This window comes from Sphingomonas sp. ABOLE (assembly GCF_003950455.1).
Classification (GTDB): Bacteria; Pseudomonadota; Alphaproteobacteria; order Sphingomonadales; family Sphingomonadaceae; genus Sphingomonas; species Sphingomonas trueperi.
In genome coordinates, this window is the sequence record NZ_QQWY01000001.1 from 204338 (window position 1) to 230088 (window position 25751).

Annotated in this window: 25 protein-coding genes; 17 read left to right on the forward strand and 8 right to left on the reverse strand. The window is 67.5% G+C overall.

Annotated features, from left to right (window positions below; translation table 11 throughout):
- Window positions 1–27: 27 nt before the first annotated feature.
- Together CA234_RS00975 and CA234_RS00980 are read left to right on the forward strand one after the other, a co-directional pair.
- Entirely contained in the window at window positions 28–1563 is a 1536-nt protein-coding gene (locus tag CA234_RS00975; RefSeq protein ID WP_126000654.1) for a hypothetical protein, read from the forward strand.
- A gap of 93 nt (window positions 1564–1656) precedes the next feature.
- Window positions 1657–3912 (forward strand): NADP-dependent malic enzyme, encoded by a 2256-nt coding sequence (locus tag CA234_RS00980; protein WP_126000655.1) that lies wholly within the window; start codon window positions 1657–1659, stop codon window positions 3910–3912.
- A gap of 25 nt (window positions 3913–3937) precedes the next feature.
- Here CA234_RS00980 and CA234_RS00985 read toward each other — a convergent pair whose 3' ends face one another.
- Entirely contained in the window at window positions 3938–4726 is a 789-nt protein-coding gene (locus tag CA234_RS00985) for an SDR family oxidoreductase (RefSeq protein ID WP_125976643.1), read from the reverse strand.
- A gap of 125 nt (window positions 4727–4851) precedes the next feature.
- Window positions 4852–5997 (reverse strand): acyl-CoA dehydrogenase family protein, encoded by a 1146-nt coding sequence (locus CA234_RS00990; protein ID WP_125976644.1) that lies wholly within the window; start codon window positions 5995–5997, stop codon window positions 4852–4854.
- Between the two features lie 138 nt (window positions 5998–6135).
- Between CA234_RS00990 and CA234_RS00995 the strand changes: the two genes are divergently transcribed.
- Window positions 6136–7584 (forward strand): MFS transporter, encoded by a 1449-nt coding sequence (locus tag CA234_RS00995; RefSeq protein ID WP_206431066.1) that lies wholly within the window; start codon window positions 6136–6138, stop codon window positions 7582–7584.
- Between the two features lie 60 nt (window positions 7585–7644).
- Here CA234_RS00995 and CA234_RS24205 read toward each other — a convergent pair whose 3' ends face one another.
- Entirely contained in the window at window positions 7645–7800 is a 156-nt protein-coding gene (locus tag CA234_RS24205; protein WP_019367690.1) for a hypothetical protein, read from the reverse strand.
- A gap of 15 nt (window positions 7801–7815) precedes the next feature.
- Complete coding sequence (gene aceA, locus CA234_RS01000) at window positions 7816–9105, reverse strand: isocitrate lyase (RefSeq protein WP_126000656.1); 1290 nt, start codon at window positions 9103–9105, stop codon at window positions 7816–7818.
- A gap of 439 nt (window positions 9106–9544) precedes the next feature.
- On the opposite strand from aceA, the gene CA234_RS01005 reads away from it, so the two are divergent.
- From CA234_RS01005 to CA234_RS01020, 4 genes are all read left to right on the forward strand, one after another.
- Window positions 9545–10927 carry a short-chain fatty acyl-CoA regulator family protein gene (locus tag CA234_RS01005; protein ID WP_126000657.1) on the forward strand — a complete coding sequence of 461 codons (1383 nt, stop codon included), beginning with the start codon at window positions 9545–9547 and terminating at the stop codon, window positions 10925–10927.
- A gap of 53 nt (window positions 10928–10980) precedes the next feature.
- Window positions 10981–11499 (forward strand): hypothetical protein, encoded by a 519-nt coding sequence (locus CA234_RS01010; RefSeq protein ID WP_125976647.1) that lies wholly within the window; start codon window positions 10981–10983, stop codon window positions 11497–11499.
- A gap of 159 nt (window positions 11500–11658) precedes the next feature.
- Complete coding sequence (locus CA234_RS01015; protein ID WP_125976648.1) at window positions 11659–12405, forward strand: hypothetical protein; 747 nt, start codon at window positions 11659–11661, stop codon at window positions 12403–12405.
- Window positions 12402–12926 carry a hypothetical protein gene (locus tag CA234_RS01020; protein WP_206431067.1) on the forward strand — a complete coding sequence of 175 codons (525 nt, stop codon included), beginning with the start codon at window positions 12402–12404 and terminating at the stop codon, window positions 12924–12926. The genes CA234_RS01015 and CA234_RS01020 overlap by 4 nt, the downstream gene beginning before the upstream one ends.
- A gap of 12 nt (window positions 12927–12938) precedes the next feature.
- On the opposite strand, the gene CA234_RS01025 is transcribed toward CA234_RS01020, so the two are convergent.
- The 3 genes from CA234_RS01025 to CA234_RS01035 all read right to left on the reverse strand — a co-directional run bounded on the left by CA234_RS01025 (window position 12939) and on the right by CA234_RS01035 (window position 18404).
- Window positions 12939–15038: a S9 family peptidase gene (locus CA234_RS01025; protein WP_126000658.1), complete on the reverse strand. Its 2100-nt coding sequence runs from the start codon at window positions 15036–15038 to the stop codon at window positions 12939–12941.
- 210 nt (window positions 15039–15248) lie between these two features.
- A complete protein-coding gene (locus tag CA234_RS01030) occupies window positions 15249–15548 on the reverse strand; it encodes a hypothetical protein (protein WP_125976650.1) in 300 nt (99 codons plus the stop codon).
- A 21-nt stretch (window positions 15549–15569) separates the two neighbouring features.
- Window positions 15570–18404: a pitrilysin family protein gene (locus tag CA234_RS01035; RefSeq protein ID WP_126000659.1), complete on the reverse strand. Its 2835-nt coding sequence runs from the start codon at window positions 18402–18404 to the stop codon at window positions 15570–15572.
- Here CA234_RS01035 and CA234_RS01040 point away from each other — a divergent pair.
- From CA234_RS01040 to CA234_RS01085, 10 genes are all read left to right on the forward strand, one after another.
- Window positions 18394–18585: a hypothetical protein gene (locus tag CA234_RS01040; RefSeq protein WP_126000660.1), complete on the forward strand. Its 192-nt coding sequence runs from the start codon at window positions 18394–18396 to the stop codon at window positions 18583–18585. The genes CA234_RS01035 and CA234_RS01040 overlap by 11 nt on opposite strands.
- Window positions 18586–18810: 225 nt before the next feature.
- The gene (locus CA234_RS01045) at window positions 18811–19656 is read left to right on the forward strand and encodes a hypothetical protein (protein WP_125976652.1); all 846 of its coding nucleotides are present in this window, start codon (window positions 18811–18813) and stop codon (window positions 19654–19656) included.
- 114 nt (window positions 19657–19770) lie between these two features.
- A complete protein-coding gene (locus tag CA234_RS01050; RefSeq protein ID WP_125976653.1) occupies window positions 19771–20418 on the forward strand; it encodes a queuosine precursor transporter in 648 nt (215 codons plus the stop codon).
- A gap of 20 nt (window positions 20419–20438) precedes the next feature.
- Entirely contained in the window at window positions 20439–21338 is a 900-nt protein-coding gene (argB, locus tag CA234_RS01055; RefSeq protein ID WP_093297079.1) for an acetylglutamate kinase, read from the forward strand.
- Window positions 21339–21413: 75 nt separating this feature from the next.
- Entirely contained in the window at window positions 21414–21710 is a 297-nt protein-coding gene (locus CA234_RS01060) for a YggT family protein (protein WP_206431069.1), read from the forward strand.
- Between the two features lie 3 nt (window positions 21711–21713).
- Entirely contained in the window at window positions 21714–22022 is a 309-nt protein-coding gene (locus tag CA234_RS01065) for a DUF167 domain-containing protein (protein WP_125976654.1), read from the forward strand.
- Window positions 22012–22887, forward strand: coding sequence for a bifunctional methylenetetrahydrofolate dehydrogenase/methenyltetrahydrofolate cyclohydrolase FolD (gene folD / locus CA234_RS01070; RefSeq protein WP_125976655.1), 876 nt, complete (start codon window positions 22012–22014; stop codon window positions 22885–22887). The genes CA234_RS01065 and folD overlap by 11 nt, the downstream gene beginning before the upstream one ends.
- Complete coding sequence (locus tag CA234_RS01075; protein ID WP_125976656.1) at window positions 22884–23507, forward strand: MarC family protein; 624 nt, start codon at window positions 22884–22886, stop codon at window positions 23505–23507. The genes folD and CA234_RS01075 overlap by 4 nt, the downstream gene beginning before the upstream one ends.
- Before the next feature lie 54 nt (window positions 23508–23561).
- A complete protein-coding gene (locus CA234_RS01080) occupies window positions 23562–24677 on the forward strand; it encodes an acyltransferase family protein (RefSeq protein WP_126000661.1) in 1116 nt (371 codons plus the stop codon).
- A gap of 47 nt (window positions 24678–24724) precedes the next feature.
- Entirely contained in the window at window positions 24725–24955 is a 231-nt protein-coding gene (locus tag CA234_RS01085; RefSeq protein ID WP_125977206.1) for a hypothetical protein, read from the forward strand.
- Between the two features lie 57 nt (window positions 24956–25012).
- On the opposite strand, the gene CA234_RS01090 is transcribed toward CA234_RS01085, so the two are convergent.
- A complete protein-coding gene (locus CA234_RS01090; protein WP_164521670.1) occupies window positions 25013–25675 on the reverse strand; it encodes an EF-hand domain-containing protein in 663 nt (220 codons plus the stop codon).
- Window positions 25676–25751 lie beyond the last annotated feature (76 nt).

Genomic DNA, 25751 nt, shown 5'->3' on the forward strand with positions numbered 1-25751 from the left:
TGGAAACTGGGGATAAGGCACGGGCCCATGACCTTCTTTTCCGCGCAGACGGGCAAGGCAGCGGTGCTGCGCTGGCACTGGATCCTGCTGCTGTCGATGCTGTCGATCCTCCCCTTCCTGTTCGTGCGCGTGCCGCCGCTGGTCGACGTGCCGGGCCATATCGGGCGGTTTGCGGTGCAGCTGGCGCCGGCGGAGAACATTCTCCATCGCTATTTCGTCTTCGCCTGGCGGCCGACCCTCAACCTCGGCGCCGATCTTATCGTCCAGGCGCTGCATCCGCTGCTGGGGCCGGTGGCGGCGATGTGGCTGGTCTGCGCGGCGGTGCCGGCGCTGACCGTGCTGGGGCTGCTGGCGGTCACCCGGCGAATGAACCCGGGCGGTGCGGCGGCGCTGCCCTTCGCGCTGCTGTTCGTCTACAACGATTCCTTCCTGTGGGGCTTCGTCAACTATGCGCTGAGCGCGGCCTTGTCGCTGTGCGGCTGGGCGCTGTGGATGGCGCTCGAGCGGCGCAAATCCCTCCGGGCGCTGGTCTTCGCGCTGTTCGCCCCGGTGCTGTTCCTGGGGCATGGTGAGGGCGGCGCGTTGCTGCTGCTGTGGGTCGCGGCCTGGGAGGCCGAGCAGATCGGGCGCTGGTGGCAGCCGCGCGGCCTCGCTGCGCTCACCGCCAGGCTCTGGCCCTTCCTGTTCGTAGCGGTGCCGGTGGTTCTCTCCGCCGGCGGGGAGAAGGGCGGCAAGACCGTCTGGGACTTCTCCGGCAAGATCGACGCGCTGTTCAACATGCTGCGCGACCAGAACATGGTGTTCGACCTGGCGAGCCTGGGCGCAGCCTTTGTGGTGCTCGTCTATGGCCGGCTGCGCGGCGCGCGGCTAGCGTGCGGGGGGCGGCTGGCGGTCTGGGCGAGCTTCGCACTGTTCCTGGCGGCGCCCTACCAGCTTTCGGGCACCGCCAATGTCGATGCACGACTGATCGCGCATGCCATGATGCTGGCGCTGGCGTTGCAGGACTGGAGCGGCGTGCCGCGCCGCCCGCGCGCCTGGGTCGCTGCCGCGGGAGTCGCGCTGCTGGTACTGCGCTTCGGCGTCACCACCGTGAGCTTCATCGGCTATGGCCAGCGCTACCACCGCGAGTTGCAGGCGCTCGACCATGTCGCGCGCGGCAGCCGGGTGCTGAACTTCACCCTCGCCGATTGCGGCGTGCGCGCGTGGCGCAACCCGCGGATCACCCACCTGGCCAATCTCGCCACGCTGGAGCGCGATGCGTGGGTCAACGCGCATTGGGCCGTGAAGTCGGTCCACCTGCTGGAATCGCGCTATGCGCCGCTGGGCTTCGTGACCGATCCCTCACAGCTCGTCTCGCCACCCGATTGCGTCGGCACCACCGGGGCGGGCCGCCAACGCCACGGCATCGCTCAACTCGTGCCGACGCTGCCGCTCGACCAGGTCGACTATCTCTGGCTTATCGACGTGCAGCTTCCGGCGGGCGTTCGTGACCCGCGGCTCGTGCCGATCTGGCGCTCCGGCGACAGCGCGCTGTACGCAATTCATCATATTAAAGCGACGTAGGGGAAAGCACGGAAAACGCCTTCTGCGGTTTGCAATCGCTGCTGTTGGCTGCTTTAGGAGCGCAAACAGTCAACGAAGTTAGGAGCCGAGCGGATGGCCGAAGAGAGCAACGTCCAGTTTTCCGATCGGGAGGCGCTGCGCTATCACGCCGAAGGCCGTCCCGGTAAGATCGAGATCGTCGCCTCCAAGCCGATGGCGACCCAGCGGGATCTGGCGCTCGCCTATTCCCCCGGCGTCGCCGTGCCGGTGCTGGCGATCGCCGAAAATCCTGCCACCGCCTATGATTATACGGCCAAGGGGAACCTTGTTGCCGTGATCTCCAATGGTACCGCTATCCTGGGCCTCGGCAATCTCGGCGCGCTGGCCTCCAAGCCGGTGATGGAAGGCAAGGCGGTGCTGTTCAAGCGCTTCGCCGATGTCGACTCGATCGATCTCGAGCTCAAGACCGAGGACGTCGATCGCTTCATCGACGCGGTGGAGCTGATGGAGCCGAGCTTCGGCGGCATCAACCTCGAGGACATCAAGTCCCCCGAATGCTTCGTGATCGAGCAGACGCTGCGCGAGCGCATGAACATTCCGGTGTTCCATGACGACCAGCACGGCACCGCGATCATCGCCGCCGCCGGCCTGATCAATGCGCTGTACCTGACCGGTCGCGACATCAAGACGACAAAGATCGTCGTCAACGGTGCCGGCGCCGCCGCGATCGCCTGCACCGAGCTGATCAAGGCGATGGGCCTGCCCAACGACAATCTGCTGATGTGCGACCGCACCGGCGTGATCTACCAGGGCCGCGAAGGCGTGAATCAGTGGCAGTCCGCGCACGCCGCCAAGACCGATCGCCGCACGCTTGCCGAGGCGCTGGAAGGCGCCGACGTGTTCCTCGGCCTCTCGGCCGCCAATGCGCTGCCGGCTGAGCTGCTCGCGAAGATGGCACCCAAGCCGATCATCTTCGCGATGGCCAACCCGGACCCCGAGATCACCCCGCCCGAGGCCAAGCGCGTGCGTCCGGACGTGATCATCGCCACCGGCCGTTCGGACTATCCGAACCAGGTCAACAACGTGCTCTGCTTCCCGTTCATCTTCCGCGGCGCGCTCGACGTGCGCGCGACAGGCATCAACGATGCGATGAAGGTCGCCGCCGCTCGCGCGCTGGCCGAACTCGCTCGCCAGCAAGTGCCCGAGGAAGTGGCGAGCGCCTATGGCACCTCGCACAGCTTCGGCCCCGACTATATCATCCCGACGCCGTTCGACCCGCGCCTGATCGAGATCATCCCGTCGGCAGTGGCGCAGGCGGCGATGGATTCGGGCGTGGCGACGCGGCCGATCATCGACATGACGGCCTATCGCCAGCAGCTGCGCGCGCGGATGAACCCGACCACGTCGGTGCTCAGCATGGCCTATGAGGGCGCCCGCGCCCAGCCGAAGCGGGTCATCTTTGCCGAGGGTGAGGAAGAAGTGGTGCTGCGCGCCGCGATCGCCTTCCAGGAAGGCGGCTATGGTACGCCCGTACTCGTCGGCCGAGAATCGGTGCACGAGCAGCTGCGTGCGCTCGGCGCCAACCCGGACCATTTCGAACTGCACAACAGCGTCAATTCGCCGCTGGTGGAGGAAATGGTGGAGACGCTGTACAAGCGCCTCCAGCGCCGCGGCTATCTGCGTCGCGATTGCGAGCGGATGGTCAATCGTGATCGCAACATCTTCGGCTCGCTGCTGCTCCGCCTGGGCCATGCCGATGCGATGATCACCGGCGTCACCCGCACCTATGCCGAGACGATGCGCCAGGTCCGCCGCGTGATCGATCCGGTCGACGGCCGCACGCCCTTCGGCATCCATGTGCTGGTCGGCCAGTCGCACACCGTGTTCATCGCCGACACCACGGTGAGCGAGCGCCCGAGCGCCGAGGAACTGGCCGACATCGCCGAGCGCACCGTCCAGGTCGCCAAGCGGATGGGCCATGAGCCGCGCGTCGCGCTGCTCAGCTACTCGACCTTCGGCAATCCGGAGGGCAAGTGGATCGACAATATCCGCGATGCGGTGAAGGTGCTCGACGCGCGCGGCGTGCAGTTCGAATACGAAGGCGACATGGCGCCGGACGTGGCACTCAACCCCAAGCTGCTCGCCAACTATCCGTTCGCGCGCCTCTCCGGTCCGGCCAACATCCTGATCATGCCGGGCCTGCAATCGGCCAATATCTCGGCCAAGCTGCTGCGCGAACTGGGCGGCGACTCCACCATCGGTCCGATGCTGATCGGCATGGAGAAGTCGGTGCAGATCGCGCCGATGACCTCCACCGCTAGCGAGCTGGTGACGCTGGCGGTGCTGGCAGCGGGCGATATCGCCCGCTGAGCTTCAGGCGGGGAGCATCGGCGGGTCAGCCGTCGATGCTCGCGCCAAGCGCCGCGTTGACGAGCCCGCCGTCCACCGTGACGGTTTCGCCCACCAGATAATCGCCCGCCCGGCTGGCGAGGTAGATCGCAGCGCCCGCCATGTCCTCGGACACGCCGATGCGCTTGGCGGGGATGGCCTGCGCGACGGTGCCGCCATGGTCGCGCGCGGCCTTGTTCATGTCGCTCGGAAAGGCGCCGGGGGCGATCGAGGTGACGTGGATCTGGTCGCGCACCAGCCGTGCCGCCATGCGCCGGGTGAGGTGGATCAGCGCGGCCTTCGAGGCCTGGTAGCTGTAGGTCTCCCACGCGTTCAGGCGTTGGCCGTCGATCGAGGTGATGTTGATCACCTTGGCCGGTCGCTCCGCGCTGCCGGCTGCCTTGAGCAGGTCGTGCAGCGCCTGGGTGAGGAAAAAGGGGGACTTCACGTTGAGGTCCATCACCTTGTCCCAGCCCTTTTCCGGGAAGCTCTCGAACGGCTCGCCCCAGGCGGCGCCGGCATTGTTGACGAGGATGTCGAGGCGCGGCTCGCGTGCGGCTAGATCGGCGGCGAGGGCGCGGCAGCCTTCGACGGTGGAGACGTCATGGGGCAGGGGGATAGCGTTCGGGCCCAGCGCGGCGGCGGTCGCTTCGCAGGCATCGGCCCGCCGCGACGACACATAGACCTTGGCGCCCGAGGCGACGAATCCCTCGGCGATCATCCGCCCGATCCCGCGCGAGCCCCCGGTGACCAGTGCCACCCGGCCATCGAGGCGAAACAGCGAAGCTACGTCCATGCCAAACTCCCTCTCCCCTCCGGGGAGAGGGCCGGGGAGAGGGGCAGTCCCTCCAATCCGGCCCTGTTGCTCGTGTGTCCGACTGCCCCTCTCCCAACCCTCTCCCCGGTGGGGAGAGGGTTTGCTCATCCACCCCGCTTCAGCGTCTCGCGGGCGATGATCAGCTGCTGGATCTGGCTGGTGCCCTCGTAGATCCGGAACAGCCGCACGTCGCGGTACAGCCGCTCGATCCCGTAATCGGCGATATAGCCGGCGCCACCGAAGATCTGCACGGCGCGATCGGCGACGCGGCCGACCATCTCGCTGGCGAAGTACTTGGCCGCCGCGGCCTCCATCGTCGTGTTCGCCCTCGCATCCTTCGACGCCGCCGTCTCCAGCACCAGCGCGCGCGCGGCGAGCGTTTCGGTCTTGGAATCCGCCAGCATCGCCTGGATCAGCTGGTGCTCGGCGATCGGCTTGCCGAACTGCTTGCGCTCGCTGGCATAGGCGACGCAGTCGGCGATCAGCCGCTCTGCGACGCCAACGCACACCGCGGCGATGTGCAGCCGTCCGCGATCGAGCACCTGCATCGCGATCCGGAAGCCTTCGCCCTCCGCGCCAAGCCGATTCTCGACGGGCACCGGCACATCCTCGAAGATCACATCGGCGACGCGCGCGCCCTTCTGGCCCATCTTCTTCTCGGGCTCGCCGATCGACACGCCGGGCAGGTCGCGCGGCACCAGGAAGGCGGAGACACCGCGTCCGCCCGCTTCCTCGCCGGTGCGCGCCATTACGGTGAACAGCTGCGCCTTGTCGGCATTGGTGATGTAGCGCTTGGTGCCGCTCAGCCGGTACACGTCGCCGTCGCGCACCGCGCGGGTCTTCACCGCGCCAGAGTCCGAGCCGACGTCCGGCTCGGTCAGCGCGAAGCTGGTGATGATCTCGCCGCGGGCGATCCTCGGCAGCCAGTGCGCCTTCTGTTCCGGCGTGCCGGCGATCACCAGTCCCTGGCTGCCGATGCCGACATTGGTGCCGAAGGCCGAGCGGAAGGCCGGCGTGGTGCGTCCCAACTCGATCGCCACTCGAGCTTCCTCGGCCATGGTCAGCCCAAGGCCGCCATGTTCCTCGGCGATCGAAAGCCCGAACAGGCCGAGCGCCTTCATCTCCTCGACGATCGCGTCCGGGATCGCATCCGCCGCCTCCACCTCGGCCTCGAGCGGGCGCAGCCGCTCGGCGACGAAGCGGCGGACCGTGTCGATCAGCGCGTCGAACAGCTCGGGTTCGAGGGCCATGGCCATCCTCTCAGTTCTAATTTCCGGCAGGTATAGCATCGTAATGGTGCCCTGCAAGCCATACCCGATCTTCCAAAGTGTTTCGTTTGCGGCAGGTGCGCGGCGTCTGTATCGGGGTGGCTGATGGAGAATGGATTGATGGCCGGTCGCACCGCCGAAACCCCGCCCGTACCGCCGAGCCGGCGCGTGGCGACGCCGACGATGCTTGCCTATGGCTTCGGTGCCGCGGCGTACGGCGTGAAGGACTTCTGCTTCGTCACCTTCCTGCTGCTGTTCTACAATCAGGTGGTGGGGCTGCCTGCCGCGCAGGTCGGCTTCGTGATCATGTGCGCACTGCTGTTCGACGCGTTCGTCGATCCGGCGATCGGCATGCTTTCGGACCGGACGCGGAGCCGCTGGGGCCGCCGCCATCCCTGGATGTATGCCGCCTGGCTGCCGATCGCGGTCGGCTGGCTGTTCCTGTGGAATCCGCCGGCATGGAGCCAGAGCGCGCTGCTCGGCTGGCTGTTCGTCACCGCTGTGGTGGTGCGAACGGCGGTCTCCGCCTTCGAGGTGCCGTCGCAGGCGCTGAGCCCCGAGCTCTCGTCCGATTACGAGGAGCGTACTCGGATCATGGCCTATCGCTTCCTGTTCGGCTGGGGCGGGGGCATGGCGATGCTGATGCTCTCCTATGGCTGGTTCCTCGCCGAACGGGCGGGCCAGCCGCACGGCCAGTTCGACCGCGCCGGTTATCCGGGCTTCGCCATCGGCGGGGCGGCGCTGATGGTGGTGGCGATCCTCGGCTCGGCGCTGGGCACGCACCGCGAGATCAAGAACTTGCCGCCGGTGGAGATCGAACCCCAGCCGCTGCGCCAGAGCATCGCCGAGCTGTTCGCCACGCTGCGCAACCCGGCCTTCCTGGTACTGATGACCGCGGCGCTCAGCTATTTCGTCGCGCAGGGCATCAGCTTCTCGATGTCCAACTATCTCTATGCCCATGTCTGGCGCTTCGGGAACCTCGCCTTCCAGCTGCTCGGCGCGACGCTGTTTCTGGGCGTCGTCTTCGCCTTCCTTCTGGCGCCGAGACTGGCCCGCCGGATGGGCAAGCCCCGGGCGGCGACGATGGCGATGGTGTTCGCCGTTCTGCTGCTCGTGGCACCCTATGTCCTCCGCCTCGTCGGCCTGTTCCCGGCGCCGGGAGACCCGCTGCTGCTGCCGGTGCTGTTCGCCATCTTCACCGTCAATGCCACCTTCGCGGTCTCTTCCACCATGCTCGGTGCCTCGATGCTGGCCGACGTGGTCGAGCATAGCGAAGTCGAGACCGGCCGGCGTTCGGAAGGGGTGTTCTTCGCCGGCTTTTTCTTCGTCCAGAAATGCTCAAGCGGGCTCGGCATCTTCGTCACCGGGCTGATCCTCACCGTCTCCGGCTTCCCCGACGGCGCCAAGCCGGGGACGGTGCCGGAGGGCGTGATCGACCGGTTCACGCTGATCTTCTGCGCCGTCTACCTGCTGCTCGGCGGCATCGCGGCGTTCTTCTACCGGCGCTTCCCCTTCGGCAAGGCCGAGCATGCCGCCCGGCTGGCGCAGCTCGGCGCGCGGGCCGACTGAGCGCGGAAATGCCCGCCGGCTTGAGCTCCGGCGGGCATCCTTTCCTCCCCAGGAAAGACGTCAGGCCACGCGGCCCAAACGGTGGTAGAGGTTCGAGAACTTCACCGATTCCGGCTTGTCCTTCACCGCCTGCAGATGGGCCCCGACGGCCTCGCGGAGCAGGCGGAAATCCTCGGTGGAAAAGACGGCGCGGCTGCGCTGCGGTTCGTTCGACATGGTACTACGCTCCTCTTACGCGGCTTCACTGGTGAACTGGGCGGCTTCGGTGCTCTCGGCGAGCGCGGTGGTGGAGCTGGTGCCCCCCGCCACGGTCTGGGCAATGGCGTCGAAATAGCCGGTGCCGACCTCGCGCTGGTGGCGCGTCGCGGTATAGCCCTCGGCCTCCGCCGCGAACTCGGCCTGCTGCAGCTCCGAATAGGCCGCCATGCCGCGGTCCCGATAGCCGCGCGCCAGCTCGTACATGCCGTAGTTGAGGCTGTGGAAGCCGGCGAGGGTGACGAACTGGAACTTGTACCCCATCGCGCCGATCTCGCGCTGGAAGCGGGCGATATCGTCCTTGTCGAGATTCTTCTCCCAGTTGAAGCTGGGCGAGCAGTTATAGGCCAGCATCTTGTTCGGATGCTGCTTCTTGATCGCCTCGGCGAAGCGGCGGGCGTCGTCAAGATTGGGCTTCGAGGTTTCCCACCACAGCAGGTCGGCATGCGGGGCGAACGCCAGCCCGCGCTGGATGCAATGGTCGACCCCCGTTCCCTCCTTCAGGCGGAAGAACCCCTCGGGTGTCCGCTCGCCGGTGAGGAACTCGTGGTCGCGTTCGTCCACGTCCGAGGTGATCAGCTTCGCCGATTCCGCATCGGTGCGGGCGCAGATCACCGTGGGGACGCCGCACACATCCGCCGCCAGCCGCGCCGCATCGAGGTTGCGGATGTGGGCCTGGGTGGGGATCAACACCTTGCCGCCCAAGTGGCCGCACTTCTTCTCGCTGGCGAGCTGGTCCTCATAATGCACGCCCGCCGCACCCGCCGCGATATACGCCTTCATGATCTCGAAGCAGTTGAGCGGCCCGCCGAACCCGGCTTCGGCATCGGCGACGATCGGCGCGAACCAGTCGCGCGTCGCGCCGCCTTCCAGATGCTCGATCTGGTCGGCGCGCTGGAGCGTCGCGTTGATCCGCCGCGCCAGCTCCGGCCCGGCATTGGCCGGGTAGAGCGACTGATCGGGGTACATCTGCCCGGCGGTATTGGCATCCGCCGCGACCTGCCAGCCCGACAGATAGATCGCCTTCAATCCGGCGCGGACCATCTGCATCGCCTGGTTGCCGGAGAGTGCGCCCAGCGCATGGACATAGTCCTCGGTGCGCAGCAGTTCCCACAGCTTGAGCGCGCCGCGGCGGGCCAGCGTATGCTCCACCGGCAGCGAGCCGCGCAGCTTGGCGACATCGGCGGCGGTGTAGGGGCGCTGGATGCCGTCGAATCGCCCGGCGGGGGCGGGGACGAGATCCTCGAAACCAAGCGACTGGGGCATTGTGAATTCCTTGACTGACTGGCTGAACCTTGTGTGCATAAGTTGGCAAAGTTTGCGCAGGTGGGGAATTCAACGTCGGGTTCGTGCAGGGTGTGGGTGTGTGGCGGGTTGCGGGGCCTCCTTGTTGTGGTGTAAAGTATTTACATATGGGCTGTGGCCCTTTGATGAGAACGTATCAAGAACTAGGGGTGTAGGAAAGTCGCAGTGAGAAGGCGCCGACCTTCCAGCTGTCATCCCGGCGGAAGCCGGGATCCATTGTCGCTCCGGCGCGGCAGGAGGGGTGACGGACAGGCGAATGGATCCCGGCTTTCGCCGGGATGACGGTGGCGGGGCGGGTGGAGGTTGGACCGGAACCACCGCGCCCGCGGCGCGGCCCCTCCACCATGCTGCGCATGGTCCCCCTCCCCGTACCGGGGAGGAATTTCAGGGAAGGAACACGATGGCCGAACGCAAACTCTTCGCCGGGCACGCCATCCGCCGGCTGCGCTTCCAGCTCGGCGTCACCCAGGCGGCGATGGCGGAGGCGCTGGAGATTTCGCCCAGCTATCTCAACCTGGTCGAGCGCAACCAGCGGCCGATCTCCGCCGCGCTGATGCTCAAGCTGGCCGAGACCTATGACTTCGATCCCCGCCGCCTCGCCGCGGCCGAGCCCGGCGGCGGGGCCGAGGCGCTGCGGCGGCGGCTGGCCGACCCGCTGTTCGCCGACCTTGCCATCGATCGCCACCAGCTCGAGGAATGGCTGGCCGGCGCGCCCGACGGCGCCGAGGCCTTTGCCCGCGCCTATGACCGGATGGGCGGCGGCAGCGCCATGCCCGCCCCCGGCGCCGCGCAGGATCCCGGCCCCCAGGTCCGCCGCGCGATCGAGCGCTGGCGCAACCATTTCGCCGATCTCGACGCCGCCGGCGAGGCGCTGGCCGACGAACTGCGCATGGCCGGCGACCCCTATGGCGCGATGGCCGAGCGGCTGCGGGTGAAACATCAACTGGCGGTGCGCATCCTGCCCGCCGAGGTGATGGTCGATACGCTCAAGCGGCTCGACCTCCACGCGCGGCAGCTGCAGCTGTCCGAGGCGCTCGATCCCAGCGCGCGCGCCTTTGCGCTGGCCGAGCAGCTGGCGGTGGAGGCGCGCGACGAGATCGAGGCGCTGGTCCGCGGCGCCGAACTCGACCGGGTGGCCGCGCGGCTGTTCCGCCGGCACGTCACCGCCTATTTCGCCGCCGCGGTGATGATGCCCTATGCCCGCTTCCTGCGCGCGTGCGAGGCCAGCGGCTATGACCTGGAGCTGCTCCAGCGGCGCTTCGGCGCGAGCGCGGCGCAGGTCGCGCACCGGCTGACGACGCTGCAGCGGGTGGGCGCGCGGGGGCTGAGCTTCTTCCTGATGCGGTTCGATCGCGCGGGGCAGGTCTCGAAACGCTATGCCGGCGCCAGCGGATCGGCGCTGGTCGAGGCGGCGGTGCCGTGCCCCTTGTGGAACGCCTATGACGCCTTTGCCCGGACCGACGAGACGGCGGTGCAGCTCGTCGAGCTGGAGGACGGCGCGCGCGCCTTCACCATTGCGCGCTGCGTGCATCCGCATGGGGGCGCCCCCGGGGGCGTGCGCCCGCGCTTCGTGATCGCGCTGGGCCTGCCGGCGGCGGAGGCGGGGACGCTGGCGGCGGCGCGCGGCGTGGACCTGGCGGGGCGGGCGGCGCCGATCGGGCTGGGGTGCCGGGCGTGTACGCGGCTGGCATGTCCGCAGCGCTCGGCGGCGCCTGCGGGCCGGGCGGTGGCGGGGAGCGAGCGGGAGCGCGGGGTTACGGCGTTTGGGTTTGCGGGGGATTGAGGGCTTGAGGTGCCCGATTGCGCGGATATTCTGCGTACACGGGGGAGACGCGCATGGGGAAGATCGCTAGCTTCGTGCTTGTCGTGGTTTGCGGCCTGATCGTGCCCGGCGGCTTTCATGTCGGACCGCTCGACCGGCTGCCGCCGGAAGCGTATCTCGATCCGGTCGATCAGGAGATTGCCAGAACCGGTGTGGGGAAGCCCGGCCGGCCGTTTCCGTGCGCACGCGAGGTGAAGTTTGGCGACACCGCCGTGGTCGAGAGTGGACCGACCGATAGGTGCGTTCGCATGGAGCAATCCCGTTTATGGCGCGGGCTGTGGCGCAACGAATTTGAAGGGCAGCGCTTCTGCCCAAAGCCTGTCGCTGACTGTTCGGATGCGGCGCCTGGCGAGCGGATTTGGTTCACGCAAGGCGCGTTCATGGGTGAGGAGGGGGCCGTGTACGAGGTGACCTTCGTCGGACGGCGTACCCAGTATCGTGGCACCTATGGTCATCTTGGCATGTCCGATCATGAGGTGATCGTCGACCGCCCCCTGTCGATCCGGTTGGTGGAGGCGCCGCCGAGCCCGTAGCGCCCCTGGAGGCGGGCATGTGAGGCTGGGCCAGTTGACCCCAACGTGGGTTTGGGAGGCTCTACTCAGAACACCGTAACCACTTTCGCTGTAGAGAATTGGTGATTACGTTGCAGGCGTCGCGATGGGCGGCGGTTCGGCAGCAGAAGGGAGGCGGCCGTGGAACCGGTAGAATATGTCTTCCGCATTGATGCGTTCACGCCGGAAACCATGCCCATGGCCCGGCTTGCAGAATATCTGAGCGCACTTGCGAAGCTGCTCGGGCATGCCGAGCATACGCACTTCGTTCGCCTCGACGCGGGCAGCGCCAAGCTGGTGCATCAGGTCGATGCTGTCGATGCGCCGAAAGTTGAAACGCGTTTGAACGGCGTGCGCGTCGGCAACGCGCCCAAGGATGCACTTCAGGCGCAGAAGGCCCTGGAAGAATTGCTGGTGAACGACAACGCCGTGGCGACCCTCACGCGATCCGTCGACGGCGAAATCGTAGTGCCTTTCGTCGGGCGTGATCGGCCGAAGCAGATCACCTTGCCGGCCTTTCGGGAAAGCACGACCTTGCAGGGGCAGATCGTGCGGATCGGCGGCAAGGACGAAACCGCCCACGCGGCTTTGCAGGATGGTGAAACCTATCACGCCCACATTCACATGAAGCGGGCCTTGGCACGGCAGTTGGCGCCTTACCTCTATGGTCCTCCCGTCCGACTATATGGCAACGGCAAGTTCGAGCGGCAGGCAAACGGCGTGTGGGCCATGCTCGACTTCCGTGTGGATCGTTTCGAGGTGCTGGACGATCGGCCGCTCGGCGAAGCCCTTGCGGCGATCCGGAGTGTTGCCGGTAACGGGTTGATGGAGCCCGATGCGTATGGCGAGGTTACTCGCTTGCGACACGAAGGGCATGACGACCAGTGATCGTGGTGGTGGACAGCTCGGCGTTGACGTTGCTCGTCAATCCCGATGCCCGTCCCCCTGACGATCCCGCTACCGGCGCACCGCTGACCCATGCGCGCGAGCGGATCGAGCATCTGATCGACAGTCTGGCCGACAACAGCACGATTATCGTGCCCACGCCCGTTCTCGCCGAAGTGCTGGTGCGCGCCGGGCCTGCGCTCCAGGCAGTCGTCGAGCAGATGGAGCGCTTCCCCCGCTTTCAGATCCGGCCGTTCGACAAGCTTGCCGCCGTCGAGACCGCGATGATGACGATCGACGCTGTTCGGGCCGGCGACAAGAAGGGCGGCTCGGCGGAGCCTTGGCAGAAAGTGAAGATCGACCGGCAGATCATCGCCATCGCCCGCACGAACAATGCGGAGCGCATCTACTCCGACGACCAGGGGCTCGCGACTTTTGCGCGGGCCCAAGGCATCGAGGTGGTGAGCAGCTGGGAGCTCCCGCTGCCGGTGATCCAGACCGAGCTTTTCGACCGCGAGGCGTGAAGCGGTGGAGGGTTACCCCTCCACCCCCAACTGCCAAAGCACGAACGCCATCTCGTCGGCATATTCGCGCAAACTCTCCCAGCGCCCGGACTTGCCGCCATGGCCGGCGCCCATATTGGTCTTGAGCAGCAGGATGTTGTCGTCGGTCTTGGTCGCGCGCAGGCGGGCGGCCCATTTGGCGGGCTCCCAATAGGTCACGCGCGGGTCGTTGAGGCCGCCCGAGATCAGCATCGGCGGATAGGCCTGTGCCTTCACATTGTCGTACGGGCTGTAGCTGCGGATCAGCTCGAACGCCGCCTTGTCCTCGATCGGGTTGCCCCATTCGGGCCACTCGCCGGGGGTGAGCGGCAGGCTCTCGTCGAGCATGGTGTTGAGCACGTCGACGAAGGGCACGTCGGCGATCACCGCGCCCCACAGCGCGGGGTCCGAATTGACCACCGCGCCCATCAGCTCGCCGCCCGCCGAGCGGCCGGCGATGGCGATCCCGCCCGGCGCGGTATAGCCGAGCGCGATCAGCCCCTTCGCCACGTCGACGAAATCGTGGAACGTATTGGTGCGCTTCTCCAGCTTGCCCTCGTGATACCAGTGCTGGCCGAGATCGTCGCCGCCGCGGATATGAGCGATGGCGAAGGCCATGCCGCGATCGAGGAACGACATGCGGCTGGTCGAGAAGCCCGGCGGGATGGCGTGGCCATAGGCGCCATAGGCATAGAGATAGAGCTTGCCGGTGCCGTCGCGCGGGAAATCCTTGGGGTAGACGATTGAGACGGGGACGGCGGTGCCGTCGCGCGCGGTGATGGTCAGGCGTTCGGTGCGGTATTTGCTGCCGTCATAGCCGCTGGGGATTTCCTGGACCTTCAGCGTCTCCAGCGCGCCCGTCGCGACGTCGTAATCCTGGACGGTGCCGGGGGTGACCATCGATTCATAGCCGAGCCGGAGCTTGGTGACGGCGTACTCCGGGTTGTCGCCCAGGCCCGCGACATAGCTCGCCTCGGGGAACTGCAGGCGCGTCGGGGGCACGCTCGCGTCGTAGCGGTGCAGCTCGATCTGATCGAGCCCGTCCTCGCGGCCCTCGACGATGAAGAAATCGGCGAAGCAGGCCACCCCGGTCATGTAGAAATGGCGCGAGGGGGCGATGCGCTCGGTCCATTCGCCGGGCGCGGTGATCGGTGCGGTGACGAGGCGCCAGTTGGTGTCGGTATCGTTGGTGTGGATGAACAGCGTGTCGCCGTGCGTGTCGACGTCGTACTCGCGGCCGGTCTTGCGCGGGGCGACGAGGATCGCCTGCCCCAGCGGATCGTGCGCGGGGAGGAGGCGGATCTCGCTGGTCTCATGGTCGCTGGTGGTGAGCAGGATCCATTTGCGGTCGCTGCTCGTCTCGACGCCGACCGAGAAGCCGAGTTCCTCCTCGTGATAGACGACCACGTCCTCCGCCGGATCGGTGCCGAGGCGGTGGAGCTTGATCGTGCGGGTGCGCCAATGCTCGTCGGTGAGGCCGTAGAGCAGCGCGTCGCCGGTGGAGGTGAAGACGAGATTGCCGATCGAGCCTTCGATCGCGACATCGCCCCAGCGGCCGGCGGCGCCGGGGATGGCCTCGTCCGTCGCGGTGCCGGTGCCCAGGTCCTTGAAGCGGATGGTATAGCGTTCGGAGCCGTTGTCGTCGGTCGAATAGGCCATCAGCGTGCCGTCCTCGCTGATGCTGACCGCGCCGACGCGGAAATATTCCTTGCCCGCGGCGAGCGCGGGTTCGTCGAGGATCAGCTCGTCGGGGCCGCCGGCGACGGGCTTGCGCCACCAGCGCGGATATTCGCCGCCGGTCTCGTAATCGGTCCAGTAGAGCCAGTCGCCGTCCTTCTGGGGGACGGTGGATTCGTCTTCCTTGATGCGGCCGCGCATCTCCTGGAACAGCGTCTCGGAAAGCGCCTTGTGGGGCGCCATGATCGCGTCGAAATAGGCGTTCTCGGCCTCGAGATAGGCGATCACGTCCTTGTCGGTCACCTCGGGGTAGCCGGGGTCGCGCAGCCAGGCCCAGGGGTCTTCGATCGTGATGCCGTGGTGGGTGACGCTGTGCGGGCGGGTCGCGGCGACGGGCGGCGTGGGGTTTTCGCTCATGGCGACGTTGTAGGAAGTCGTGGGGCGGGGGCAAGTCCCCTGCACCCCTCTCCCCTCCGGGGAGAGGGAGGGGCCCGCCGCCGCTGGGCGGTGGGAGGGAGAGGGGCGGTGGCGCGGCTGCTTGCGCAGCCGCTCAGCCCCTCCAAGCTTCGCTAGGCAGCAAGCTGCCAAGCTTCGCTATCCTCCCCCTCAAGGAGGAGGAGGGTGCCGTTACGCCCGCGTGCCCGTGATCGGGAAGCTGCCGAACGCGCCCGCGGTGACGGTGCCGTCGAGGCTGTCGCCGTTGACGGTCGCCTCGCAGGTGAGCGTCATCGGCATCGGCACCGAGATGTCGAGCGACCAGCTGAGCGTGTCGCCGTTCACCTTGCCGTCCTTGATCTCGGTCTGGCCCATCGCGCCGTTGAAGCTGCCGGTGAAGCTGTCGCCGTTGCTGGTAACGCTCAGCGTCGCCTGCTGGTCGCCCAGCGGCGACTTGGTCACGGTGTTCCAGTTGCCATCCACATTCGCCATTTGGATCTCTCCTTCGCGTGATTACTTGGTTGCCGACGGGGCCTTCCCCGCCAGAGAACTCGCGCTGATCACCTCGACAGGCAGGCCGAGGCTGTCAAGCTGCGGACGGACCTTGGCGGCGTCGCCCACCACCACCCAAACGAAGCGATCGACGTCGAGTGCCCCGCGTGCCGCAGCGTCAAGCTGGGCGGCGGTGAGCGCACGATATTTTTGCGCGATGCTGTCGTAATAATCGTCCGGACGGTGGCGGATGTCGTTCTGCTGCATCGCGCCGAGCACCGCATTGGCGGTTTCGAATCGTCCGGCCAGCTCGCGGGTGCTGCCGGTGATCTCGCGGGCGAGCTCGGCGGGGGTGACGCCGCTGGTGGTCAGGAAGGCGCGGACATCGTCGCGGATCGCCTTGATCGAATCGCCCGTGCGATCCGCCTGGACCGGCGCGTTCACCGCATAGGGCACGGCGTGCTCGAGCCAGTTGAACCCGCCGCCGGCGCCGTACGACCAGTGCCGCGCCTCGCGCAGGTCCATGTTGATCCGCGAGAGGAAGCCGCCGCCCAGCACCTGGTTGGCGGTGATCGCGACGAGCAGGTCGCTGGCCGGATCGAGCGGGGTCATCTGCCCGGCGACGATCAGCGACTGGGGCGAATTGGGCCGGTCGACCAGCACGATACGCGGGCTCGCCTGTTGCGGCTTGGCGGTGAACGCCTTGACGCCGCCCCCGCCTTCGCCCTGCCAGTCGCCGAAGCGCGCGTCGAGCGCCGCCTTCACCTGCGCCAGCGGCAGGTCGCTGACCACGAACACCTTGGCCTTGTCCGGGCGGATCCAGGCACGGTGGAAGGCGACCAGCTCGTCGCGCGACAGCTTGGCGACCACGGCGGGGTCGCCCGAGCCGTTGGCGAGCTTGGCGTACGGGTTGGCCGGGCCATAGAGCAGCCCCGGCAGCGCGCGGTTGGCGAGCCCGCTCGGGCTGCTCAGCTCGAACTGGATCGCGGTAAGCGTGGTGGCGCGCAGCCGCTCCACTTCGGCGGGCGCGAAGGCCGGGTGGCGGACGATGTCGGCGAACAGCTCGACGCCGCCGCCCAGATTGGCGCTCGGCACGCCGAGGCTGAGATAGGTGCGGTCGGCCGAGCTGCCGCCGCCGATCTCCGCGCCCAGCCGCTCCTTGGCCTCGGCGATCGCGATCGAATTGCGGCTGGTCGTGCCCTCGTCCATCAGCGACAAGGTGAGGTTCTGGGTGCCGGGCTTGCCGTCCGGATCGGCGGTGGCGCCGGCATCGAAGCTCAGCACCATGCGCGTCACCGGCACCGCAGTCTGCTGGGCGTAGATCAGCTCGATCCCGTTCGCCAGGCGGGTGCGGGTGACGGTGGGGAAGCGGATGTCGCGGATCGCGCCGACATCGGGCATCGCGCCGCGATCGCCCTTTGGGATCGCTTCCTCGGCAGCGGGCTTGGCCGGCGCGACCGCCGCGGCCTCCTGATAGGCCTCGCGCTCGCCGGGTTCGACGATGATGGTGAAGGCGGGGCGGGTGAGCCACTTGGCGGCGGCGGCGCGCGCCTTGGCCGGCGTCATCTTCGCCACTTCCTCCAGCCGCTTGCGGAAAAAGCCGGGATCGTTCGAGTAGAGCGCGCCCTCGGCCAGCGCCGCCGCCTGGGCGCGGGTGGATTGCAGGCCCTTGATCGTATCGCTGACGCTGGTGGTGGCGACGCGCTGCACCTCGTCTGCGGTCGGGCCCTTGGCGATCAGCTCGGCGAGGATCGCGTCGATCCTCTTTTCGACCTTCGCCGGGTCGACGCCGGGCTGCAGCGTCGCGCCGATGGTGAAGGTGCCCGCCTGCGAGAAGGTCTCGGCATAGGCATAGGCGCTCACCGCCAGCTTCTCCTCGCGGACCAGCGCATTGGCGAGCCGGGAACTGGCGAGGCCGCCCAGCACCTGGCCGAACACGTCGAGCGCGGCGGCATCGGGATCGTTGAGGCCGGGGATCGCCCAGTTGCGGGTGACCTGGATCGCGGGAACGCGGTCCTTGAGCACCACCGTCTTGGCCGCGGGCAGGGTGGGGATGCTGACCTTGGGCAGTTCGCTCTTCGGCCCGCGCGGGATCTTGCCGAAGTACTTTTCGACCAGCGGCCGCGCCTCGGCCGCGTCGATGTCGCCGGCGAGCGCGAGCACCGCGTTGTTCGGGCCATAATGGTCGCGGAACCAGCCCTTCACGTCGGCGACGCTCGCACGGTCGAGATCGGCCATCGAGCCGATCACCGAATGGCCATAGGGGCCGTTGCCGAACAGGCCCTCGACCAGCGTGTAGTCGACCAGGCCATAGGGCTGGTTGTCGCCCTGGCGCTTCTCGTTCTGGACGACGCCGCGCTGCTCGTCGAGCACGCCCTGGGTGATCGCCGGGGTGAGCCAGCCCATCCGGTCGCTTTCGAGGAACAGCGCGCGTTCGAGCGCGGGCCTGGGCACCGTCTCGAAATAATTGGTGCGGTCGTAATAGGTGGTGCCGTTGAGATCGGTGGCGCCGACCTGCTTGAGCGGCTCGAAGAAATCGCCCGGCGCGTTCTGCGAGCCGTTGAACATCAGATGCTCGAACAGATGCGCGAAGCCCGTCTTGCCCGCAGGCTCGTGCTTCGAGCCGACATCATACCAGACCGAGAGCGCGACGACGGGCGCCTTGCGATCGGTATGGACGATCACGCGCAGGCCGTTGGCGAGGGTGAATTGTTCATAGGGGAGCTTCACCTGATCGACGAGCGTGGAAAGCGGTGCGGGTGCGGTAGCGGCGGGCGCCTGCTGGGCGACGGCGGGCAGGGCAGGCGCGGCGAGCGCGATCAGGGCAGTGGTGCAGAGCAGGCGCATGGACGGCATCGAAGCGGAATCCCCCGGGGATGGTTGCGCGGACAGCATAGCCGGGGCGTCAGGCGCGGCAAGCGGCGTGGTGGGTACCGGATCGGACGGCAACCCGGCGGGCGCAGCGGCCGGTTTCGGACAGGCTCAAGCGCTTTCGGCGGCGACCGGCTTCCCGATCCGCGTCCGGCCGACCAAGTGAAATGGTGAACGATTTTCGTGATGATCTGATTGGGATTGCAGATCTTCCCCTAAAGCGTAAGCTACGCGGAAATACATACTGTATCGGCAGCATTAATGATATTATATGTTGCGCAGGCGTAACCTTTTGTCGTGAAGAGGGTATTTCTAGGAAATTTATCGCAGAGAAGGTTTTCCTGATCGAGCGTGCAAAGGCATTGATGGTCTGTGTTGCGTTAGGAGATGGATGTTGAAGTCGCGCATATTGAGCGACCGGTACGAACAGCTCGAAACCGTTGATGTCGCCTCCTCGTCCGGCGAGGACTCGGCTTCGGTGGCGCCCGTTGCGCGGCCTGTCGACACCCCGGCCAAGTATAGGCCCTATCTGGTGGATTGGCGGTTCCTGCCCGAGCATGTTCTGCTTGCCAAGGACACGGTGCGACATGGCATCGTAGGTCTGGGCGCCGCAATGGCGGCCGCGCGCTTGACACGCCCGGTGTGGCGCCGTGCGTTCCGGAACGCGATGGTGCCGCCCGTCCTCGCCGCGGGCCGCCTGTTCATCCACATTCCCAAGACCGGCGGGACGTCGATCTGCGCCAATCTCTACGGGCGCAACCTTCCGCACGCGACGGCAAGCTTCTGGCGGGAGATGTATGGCGCCGAAATCGCGGCCGTTCCCAGCTTCGCCGTGCTGCGCGAGCCGCTCGATCGGCTTCAATCTGCGTACCGGTTCATCAAATATGGCGGCACCGACGTGATCGCCGTCAGTCGCTATGACATGTTCCGGTTGCGCGGTACCGACACGTTCGATCAGTTCGTCGAGCGCCTTCACCTTAACCCCAAGCTGCTGACGACGATTACCACCCTGCAATCCCAGGCAGATTTCGTGTGTGACGCCGACGGCAACCCCATGGTCGATCGTCTCTTCCGGATGGAGAAGGGACGCATGCCGGACGATCTGAATCGGTGGCTCGGGATCGAGGTGCTGCCCGAACTCAATCGCTCGAGCGTCGAGCCTATCCAAATGTCGAACGTCACGGTCGGTCGCGTCGAACAGCTCTACGCCAGCGACTTCGCGCTCTTTCACGGCTGACGACGGCGCGCGCCGTCAAGCGGGGCGATCGCGGGGCGTGATCCAGAAACCGGTGAGACACCTCCGCCCCTCACGCCTCTTCCACCCGGCGGGCTTTGGCGCTAGCACCCGGCGATGGATACCCAGAAGCTCGCCATCCCCCGTTCGCTGTTCGTCTACGCCATTCTCTATGGCGGCATGGTCTGCATGGCGGGCGTGCTCGGGGTGAAGCAGGTGGCGCTCGGGCCGCTGGCGGTGGAGGCGGGGATCTTCGCCTTTCTGCTGCTCGTCGTGCTGTCGAGCGCCGTTGCCGAACTGCACGGCCAGGCGATCGCCACCGGGCTGGTGCGGCTGGGCTTCGTGCCGCTGCTGATGTCCGCCGCGCTGATCCAGCTGGTGCTGATCCTGCCGGCCGATGCGGGCATGTACCCGCCCGCGGTCGCCGCCTTCCCGATCGTGGTGGGGCAGGGGATGCGGATGATGCTCGCCGGGTTCATCTCCTACGGCACGTCGCAGACGCTCAACGTGTTCATCTTCAACAAGCTGCGCGGGCGGGACGGGCCGGGCGGCCTCGTCTGGTTCCGCGGCATGGTGGCGAGCGTGGTGTCGCAGATCGTCGATACCGTGCTGTTCATCAGCATCTCCTTCCTCGGCACGCGGCCGATCCTGGAGCTGATGGGCGGGCAGATGCTCACCAAGGTGGTGCTGTCGATCGTGCTCGTGCCGTTCCTGATCACCGGCGCCGTCGCGCTCGGTCGCGCTCTCGATGGACGTAGGGCCTGAGCGGCTCTAAAGGGCCGCGCATGACCGACCACGCACCCCATCCGGCGCTGCTCGCCAAGGCCGAGACCCTCACCGAGGCGCTGCCCTATCTGCAGCGCTATGCCGGCGCCACCTTCGTCGTGAAATATGGCGGCCACGCCATGGGCGATCCCGAGCTCGCGCGCGACTTCGCCGAAGACGTGGTGTTACTGAAGGCAGTGGGGATCAACCCGATCGTCGTCCATGGCGGCGGCCCGCAGATCGGGCGCATGCTCAAGCGGCTCGGCGTCGAATCGACCTTTGTCGGGGGCCTGCGCGTCACCGACAAGGCGACCGCCGAGATCGCCGAGATGGTCCTGGCCGGATCGATCAACAAGGAGATCGTCGCCTGGATCGCGGCGGCCGGCGGCAAGGCCGTGGGCATTTCGGGCAAGGATGCGGGCCTCGTCCGCGCCGAAAAGGTGCAGCGCACCGAGGCCGATCCGCTGCAGGGCATCGAACGGCATGTCGACTTAGGCTTTGTCGGCGAGCCGGTGGCGGTGGACATCTCCATCCTCCAGTCGCTCGCGGCCTCGGGCTTCATCCCGGTGGTCTCGCCGATCGCGCTGGGTGCGGACGGGCACACCTACAACATCAACGCCGATACCATGGCGGGGGCGATCGCGGGCGCGTGTGGCGCCAAGCGCTTCTTCCTGCTCACCGACGTGCCGGGCGTGCTGAGCAAGACCGGCGACCTGCTCACCGATCTCGATGCGGCGCGGGTGCAGGCGCTGAAGGACGACGGCACGATCTCGGGGGGCATGATCCCCAAGGTGGAGACCTGCGTGAACGCCGTCGCGGCGGGCGTCGACGCGGCGGTGATCCTCGACGGGCGCATCCCGCACGGCATGCTGCTGGAGATCTTCACGCGCCAAGGCGTCGGCACGCTCGTCCACGCCTGATTGTCCGGCGCGGATTTCATCCTATATCGCACCTGAAACGGTGTCGCGGAGAGTGAATTGACCCAGATTGGCCTGATGCTGCTGCAGATCGTGCAGGTGGTGCTCAACATCGTCTGGTGGATCATCGTGATCCAGGCGGTCCTGTCGTGGCTGATCGCGTTCAACGTCATCAACACGCACAGCGATTTCGTGCGTGCGGTGTGGACCGCGCTGCAGCGGATGACCGAGCCGCTCTACCGTCCGATCCGGCGCATCCTGCCCGATTTCGGCGCGCTCGACATCTCGCCGCTGGTCGTGCTGCTGATCCTCTACATCCTCCAGAACATCGTGATCCCGCGGATCGCGATCATGGTCGCCGGCGCCGCGCTCTGAGCCGTGCCGGCCTGGCGGCCTAGCGCCACAGGACTCGAGATCGCCGTGCGGGTGACGCCCCGGGCGTCGCGCGACGTGCTCGCAGCCGGGACGCAAGAGCATTTCGCCGCGCGACTCGCCGCGCCGCCGGTGGAGGGCGCCGCCAATGCCGCGCTGGTGCCGCTGGTCGCCAAGACGTTCGGGGTTCCCAAGCGCGACGTGACGCTGATCGCGGGCGAGACGTCGCGGCTCAAGCGACTTTCGATCGCCGGAGACGCTACGGCGCTGGAACAGATCGCCCGCAGCCTCTATGGCGAGGGGCATGACGGCTGAGATCATCGACGGCAAGGCATTTGCCGCGGGCTTGCGCGCCCGCATCGCGACCCTGGTTCCTGCATTCGAAGCGGCGGCGGGGCGCGTGCCCGGCCTTGCCGTGGTGCTGGTGGGCGAAGACCCGGCGTCCGCCGTCTATGTCCGCTCCAAGGGCAAGCAGACGCGCGAGGCCGGGATGGCGAGCTTCGAGCACAAGCTGCCCGCGGATACTACCCAAGCGGACCTGCTCGCGCTGGTCGACCAGCTCAATGCCGATGCGAGCGTGGACGGCATCCTCGTCCAGCTGCCGCTGCCCAAGCATATCGACGAGCAGGAAGTGCTGCTGCGCATCTCGCCCGAGAAGGATGTCGACGGCTTCCACCCGGTCAATGCCGGTCGCCTCGCGACGGGCCTGGAGGGCTTCGTGCCCTGCACCCCGCTCGGCTGCCTGATGCTGCTCGAGGACAAGCTGGGCAGCCTGTCCGGCCTCGACGCGGTGGTGATCGGCCGCTCGAACATCGTCGGCAAGCCGATGGCGGCGCTGCTCACCAAGGCGAGCGCGACGGTGACCCTCGTCCATTCGCGCACCCGCAACCTGCCGCATTATCTCCGCCATGCCGACATCGTCGTGGCGGCGGTGGGCATCCCCCACTTCGTCAAGGGCGAGTGGCTCAAGCCCGGCGCGACGGTGATCGACGTCGGCATCAACCGCACCGAGGATGGCCTGGTCGGCGATGTCGACTTCGACGGCGCGGCGAGCGTCGCGGGCGCGATCACCCCGGTGCCGGGCGGCGTCGGCCCGATGACGATCGCCTGCCTGCTGCGCAACACGCTGGTCGCCGCGCACCGCAATGCGGGGGTAACGCTCGAGGCAGACGCGATTTGATCGAGCTGTTCGTCTCGTCCTTCGTCACCTTCTTCGTCATCATCGACCCGCCCGGCTGCGCGCCGATCTTCGCAGGGCTGACGGCGGGGACCAATGCCGTGCATCGCCGCGCGATGGCGGTGCGCGCGGTAATGGTCGCCGCGATCATCCTGCTCGGCTTCGCGCTGTTCGGCGAGGCGCTGCTGCATGCGCTGGGGATCAGCCTCAACGCCTTCCGCATCGCCGGCGGCATCATGCTGTTCCTGATCGCGCTGGAAATGGTGTTCGAGAAGCGCACCGAACGCCGTGAGGACCGCGCCGAGAAGGTGAAGGCCGAGGATCCGGTCGACATCTCGATCTTCCCGATGGCGATGCCGATGATCGCCGGACCGGGATCGATCGCCTCGGTGATGCTGCTGATGGCGCAGAGCAAGGGGATCGAGCAGTCCGCGGTGGTGCTCTCGGCGATGCTGGCGGTGCTGCTGCTGTGCGTGCTGGCGCTGCTGGCGGCGGGGCCGATCATGCGGATCGTCGGCGCCAAGATCGAAGCGGTGGTGTCGCGGCTGCTCGGCGTCCTGCTCGCGGCACTGGCGGTGCAGTTCGTGATCGACGGCATCCGCGCGGCGCTGGCGGCGGGGTAGGCCTACACCCGTAGCTCGGTTGGCGAGCGCAACGATTCGCTTCATATTGTGGGGATGGCATCGCCCCACCCCACTCCGACGCAGCGCAACGCCGGCATCGATCTGGTGCGGGTGCTGATGACGATGCTCGTCATCCTGCACCACACCGCAATCGTCTATGGCGGGTCGGGGGGATGGTTCTGGCGGCAGGAGCCCAACGCGTCGAACCCGCTGCTGGTGATGTTCAACGCGGTCAACCAGTCCTATTTCATGGGCCTGTTCTTCCTGCTGGCGGGCTATTACACGCCCGCCTCGTTCGGCCGGAAGGGCGCCGGCCGCTATCTGGCGGACCGCGGGATCCGGCTCGGGCTGCCGCTGCTGGCGTTCTTCTTCGTCCTGTTCCCGCTCACCGTCGCGATCGCCGACGCCGTGAGTGGCGAGGATCTGCTGCGGCGGTGGGGGCGGGGGATCATGGGCGGGACGCATGGCCCGGGCCCGCTCTGGTTCGCGCTGGCGCTGCTGATCTTCGCCCATGCCTATGCGCTGTTGCGCTGGGCGGGCGCGTTTCCGGCGAGCGGGCGAGCGGCGGCAGCACTGCCGCGGCCGGGGACGCTGTTGCTGGCGATGCTCGGGATCGGTCTGGTGGCCTTCGCGGTGCGGCTGGTCATCCCGGTCGGGCACGAGGTGCTGTGGCTGCAGCTCGGCTATTTTCCGGGCTATATCCTGTTGTTTCTCGCCGGCATCGCTGCTGCGCCGAACCGGCTTCTGGAGCGGATCGGCATGCGTGCGGCCCTGCCCTGGCTTGCCGTCGCGGTTCTCGCCATCGTGACGCTGCCCGTCGTGATCGCCCTGCACGGCGCCGCCGGTGGCTTCGAAGGTGGGTGGAATTGGAACGCGCTCTACTATGCGCTGTGGGAGCCGTTCGTCGCGACCGGCGTGATCCTGACGCTGTTCGCCTGGGCCGCGGCGCCGGCCCGGCGCTCGGGCCCGGTGGCGCGGTGGTTCGCGGCAAATGCGTTCGGCGCATTCATCGTGCATCCGCCGGTCGTCGGCGCGCTCAGCCGATGGGCGGCGACGATCCCCGCTGCGCCTTGGATCAAGTTCATCGGGGTCTCCGCAGCAGCTTGTATCTGTGCATTCGCGCTTGCCAGCGCGTTGCGAGCGATCCCGGGGGTGCGGCGCGTTCTGTGACGATCCTCGGGTAGGATCGGGGGAGCAGCGCGCGCACCTTAGGGCTTGTGCAGCGCGCATCTCCGCCGCGCCTTTCGAAGTGCTGCACGACCCTGCGCCTGCCTCTCCTGAAGCGCGACCAGCTCTCCGACCAGCAAAAGCCGCGCTATGACGACATGCAGCGTGGCATTTCCTCCAACTTCGACGCCTTCGTCGCGGTGGACGCGGGCGGCAGCCTGATGGGGCCGTGGAACCCGTGGCTGCCGAGCCCCGGATCGGCGGCGCGATCGGCGCGCTGACCAAGGCGATGTCGATGGAGGGACGCTGCCTGAGCCGTGCTTCCGCCGGCGTTTGGCTCAGCCGCCCATGCTGCCGCCCATCGATCCGCCCATATGGCCACCGCGGTGACCGCCGCCGCCACGCCCGCCGCGGCGCTTCATCGATCCGGTGCGCAGCTCGGGCAGCTCGGCCTTGGTGAGCTTCCCGTCATGGTTGGTGTCGAGCAGGTCGAAGCGGCGCTTGGCGGCGCTCATGAACTCGATCGGGCTGACGCCGCCGTTGAGGCTGGTGTCCGCGGCGGTCACCGGCTCGGGGCTGCCGAGATAGTTGAAGCGGGCGAGGCCGCTCAGCACGCGGGTGGAGCCGATATCGGCCGCCTTCACCTCGCCATTGTCGCCCATCGTCGGGCCGCCGGTCTCGAAGCCGCCGCCGCGCGCCTCGGGGGCGAGGACGGTCTCGTAACGCTCGATATCGGCGGGGTCGATCTCGCCGTCGCCCTTGCGGTCGAGGACCTTGAACCAGCGCATCGCATCCTCGCGGAACTCGTCGAGCGTCAGCGCGCCGTCATGATCGGCGTCGGCGCCGTCGAACCAGGCGTCCTGCGGCGCCTTGCCGTCGGGGGTGCCGCGGAACGGCTCGCCCATCGGGCTGACGAACAGCCCACGCGGGCGTGGCGCGTCCTGCGCCTGCGCGACTCCCGACACCAGCAGCAAGCAACCCGCGACCAGCAATCCCCGCATTCTTTCCCTCCCGGTGAAATCCATCCGTCCCGCTATGCCCGGATTGTCGCGAAATTATGCCCGAAAAATTTCTGGG

Coding starts and splice junctions, on each gene's coding strand:
- CA234_RS00975 (WP_126000654.1), top strand. CDS start 28: ATGACCTTCTTTTCCGCGCAGACGGGCAAGGCAGCGGTGCTGCGCTGG.
- CA234_RS00980 (WP_126000655.1), top strand. CDS start 1,657: ATGGCCGAAGAGAGCAACGTCCAGTTTTCCGATCGGGAGGCGCTGCGC.
- CA234_RS00985 (WP_125976643.1), bottom strand. CDS start 4,726: ATGGACGTAGCTTCGCTGTTTCGCCTCGATGGCCGGGTGGCACTGGTC.
- CA234_RS00990 (WP_125976644.1), bottom strand. CDS start 5,997: ATGGCCCTCGAACCCGAGCTGTTCGACGCGCTGATCGACACGGTCCGC.
- CA234_RS00995 (WP_206431066.1), top strand. CDS start 6,136: ATGGCCGGTCGCACCGCCGAAACCCCGCCCGTACCGCCGAGCCGGCGC.
- CA234_RS24205 (WP_019367690.1), bottom strand. CDS start 7,800: ATGTCGAACGAACCGCAGCGCAGCCGCGCCGTCTTTTCCACCGAGGAT.
- aceA (WP_126000656.1), bottom strand. CDS start 9,105: ATGCCCCAGTCGCTTGGTTTCGAGGATCTCGTCCCCGCCCCCGCCGGG.
- CA234_RS01005 (WP_126000657.1), top strand. CDS start 9,545: ATGGCCGAACGCAAACTCTTCGCCGGGCACGCCATCCGCCGGCTGCGC.
- CA234_RS01010 (WP_125976647.1), top strand. CDS start 10,981: ATGGGGAAGATCGCTAGCTTCGTGCTTGTCGTGGTTTGCGGCCTGATC.
- CA234_RS01025 (WP_126000658.1), bottom strand. CDS start 15,038: ATGAGCGAAAACCCCACGCCGCCCGTCGCCGCGACCCGCCCGCACAGC.
- CA234_RS01030 (WP_125976650.1), bottom strand. CDS start 15,548: ATGGCGAATGTGGATGGCAACTGGAACACCGTGACCAAGTCGCCGCTG.
- CA234_RS01040 (WP_126000660.1), top strand. CDS start 18,394: ATGGACGGCATCGAAGCGGAATCCCCCGGGGATGGTTGCGCGGACAGC.
- CA234_RS01035 (WP_126000659.1), bottom strand. CDS start 18,404: ATGCCGTCCATGCGCCTGCTCTGCACCACTGCCCTGATCGCGCTCGCC.
- CA234_RS01045 (WP_125976652.1), top strand. CDS start 18,811: ATGTTGAAGTCGCGCATATTGAGCGACCGGTACGAACAGCTCGAAACC.
- CA234_RS01050 (WP_125976653.1), top strand. CDS start 19,771: ATGGATACCCAGAAGCTCGCCATCCCCCGTTCGCTGTTCGTCTACGCC.
- argB (WP_093297079.1), top strand. CDS start 20,439: ATGACCGACCACGCACCCCATCCGGCGCTGCTCGCCAAGGCCGAGACC.
- CA234_RS01060 (WP_206431069.1), top strand. CDS start 21,414: ATGCTGCTGCAGATCGTGCAGGTGGTGCTCAACATCGTCTGGTGGATC.
- folD (WP_125976655.1), top strand. CDS start 22,012: ATGACGGCTGAGATCATCGACGGCAAGGCATTTGCCGCGGGCTTGCGC.
- CA234_RS01080 (WP_126000661.1), top strand. CDS start 23,562: ATGGCATCGCCCCACCCCACTCCGACGCAGCGCAACGCCGGCATCGAT.
- CA234_RS01090 (WP_164521670.1), bottom strand. CDS start 25,675: ATGCGGGGATTGCTGGTCGCGGGTTGCTTGCTGCTGGTGTCGGGAGTC.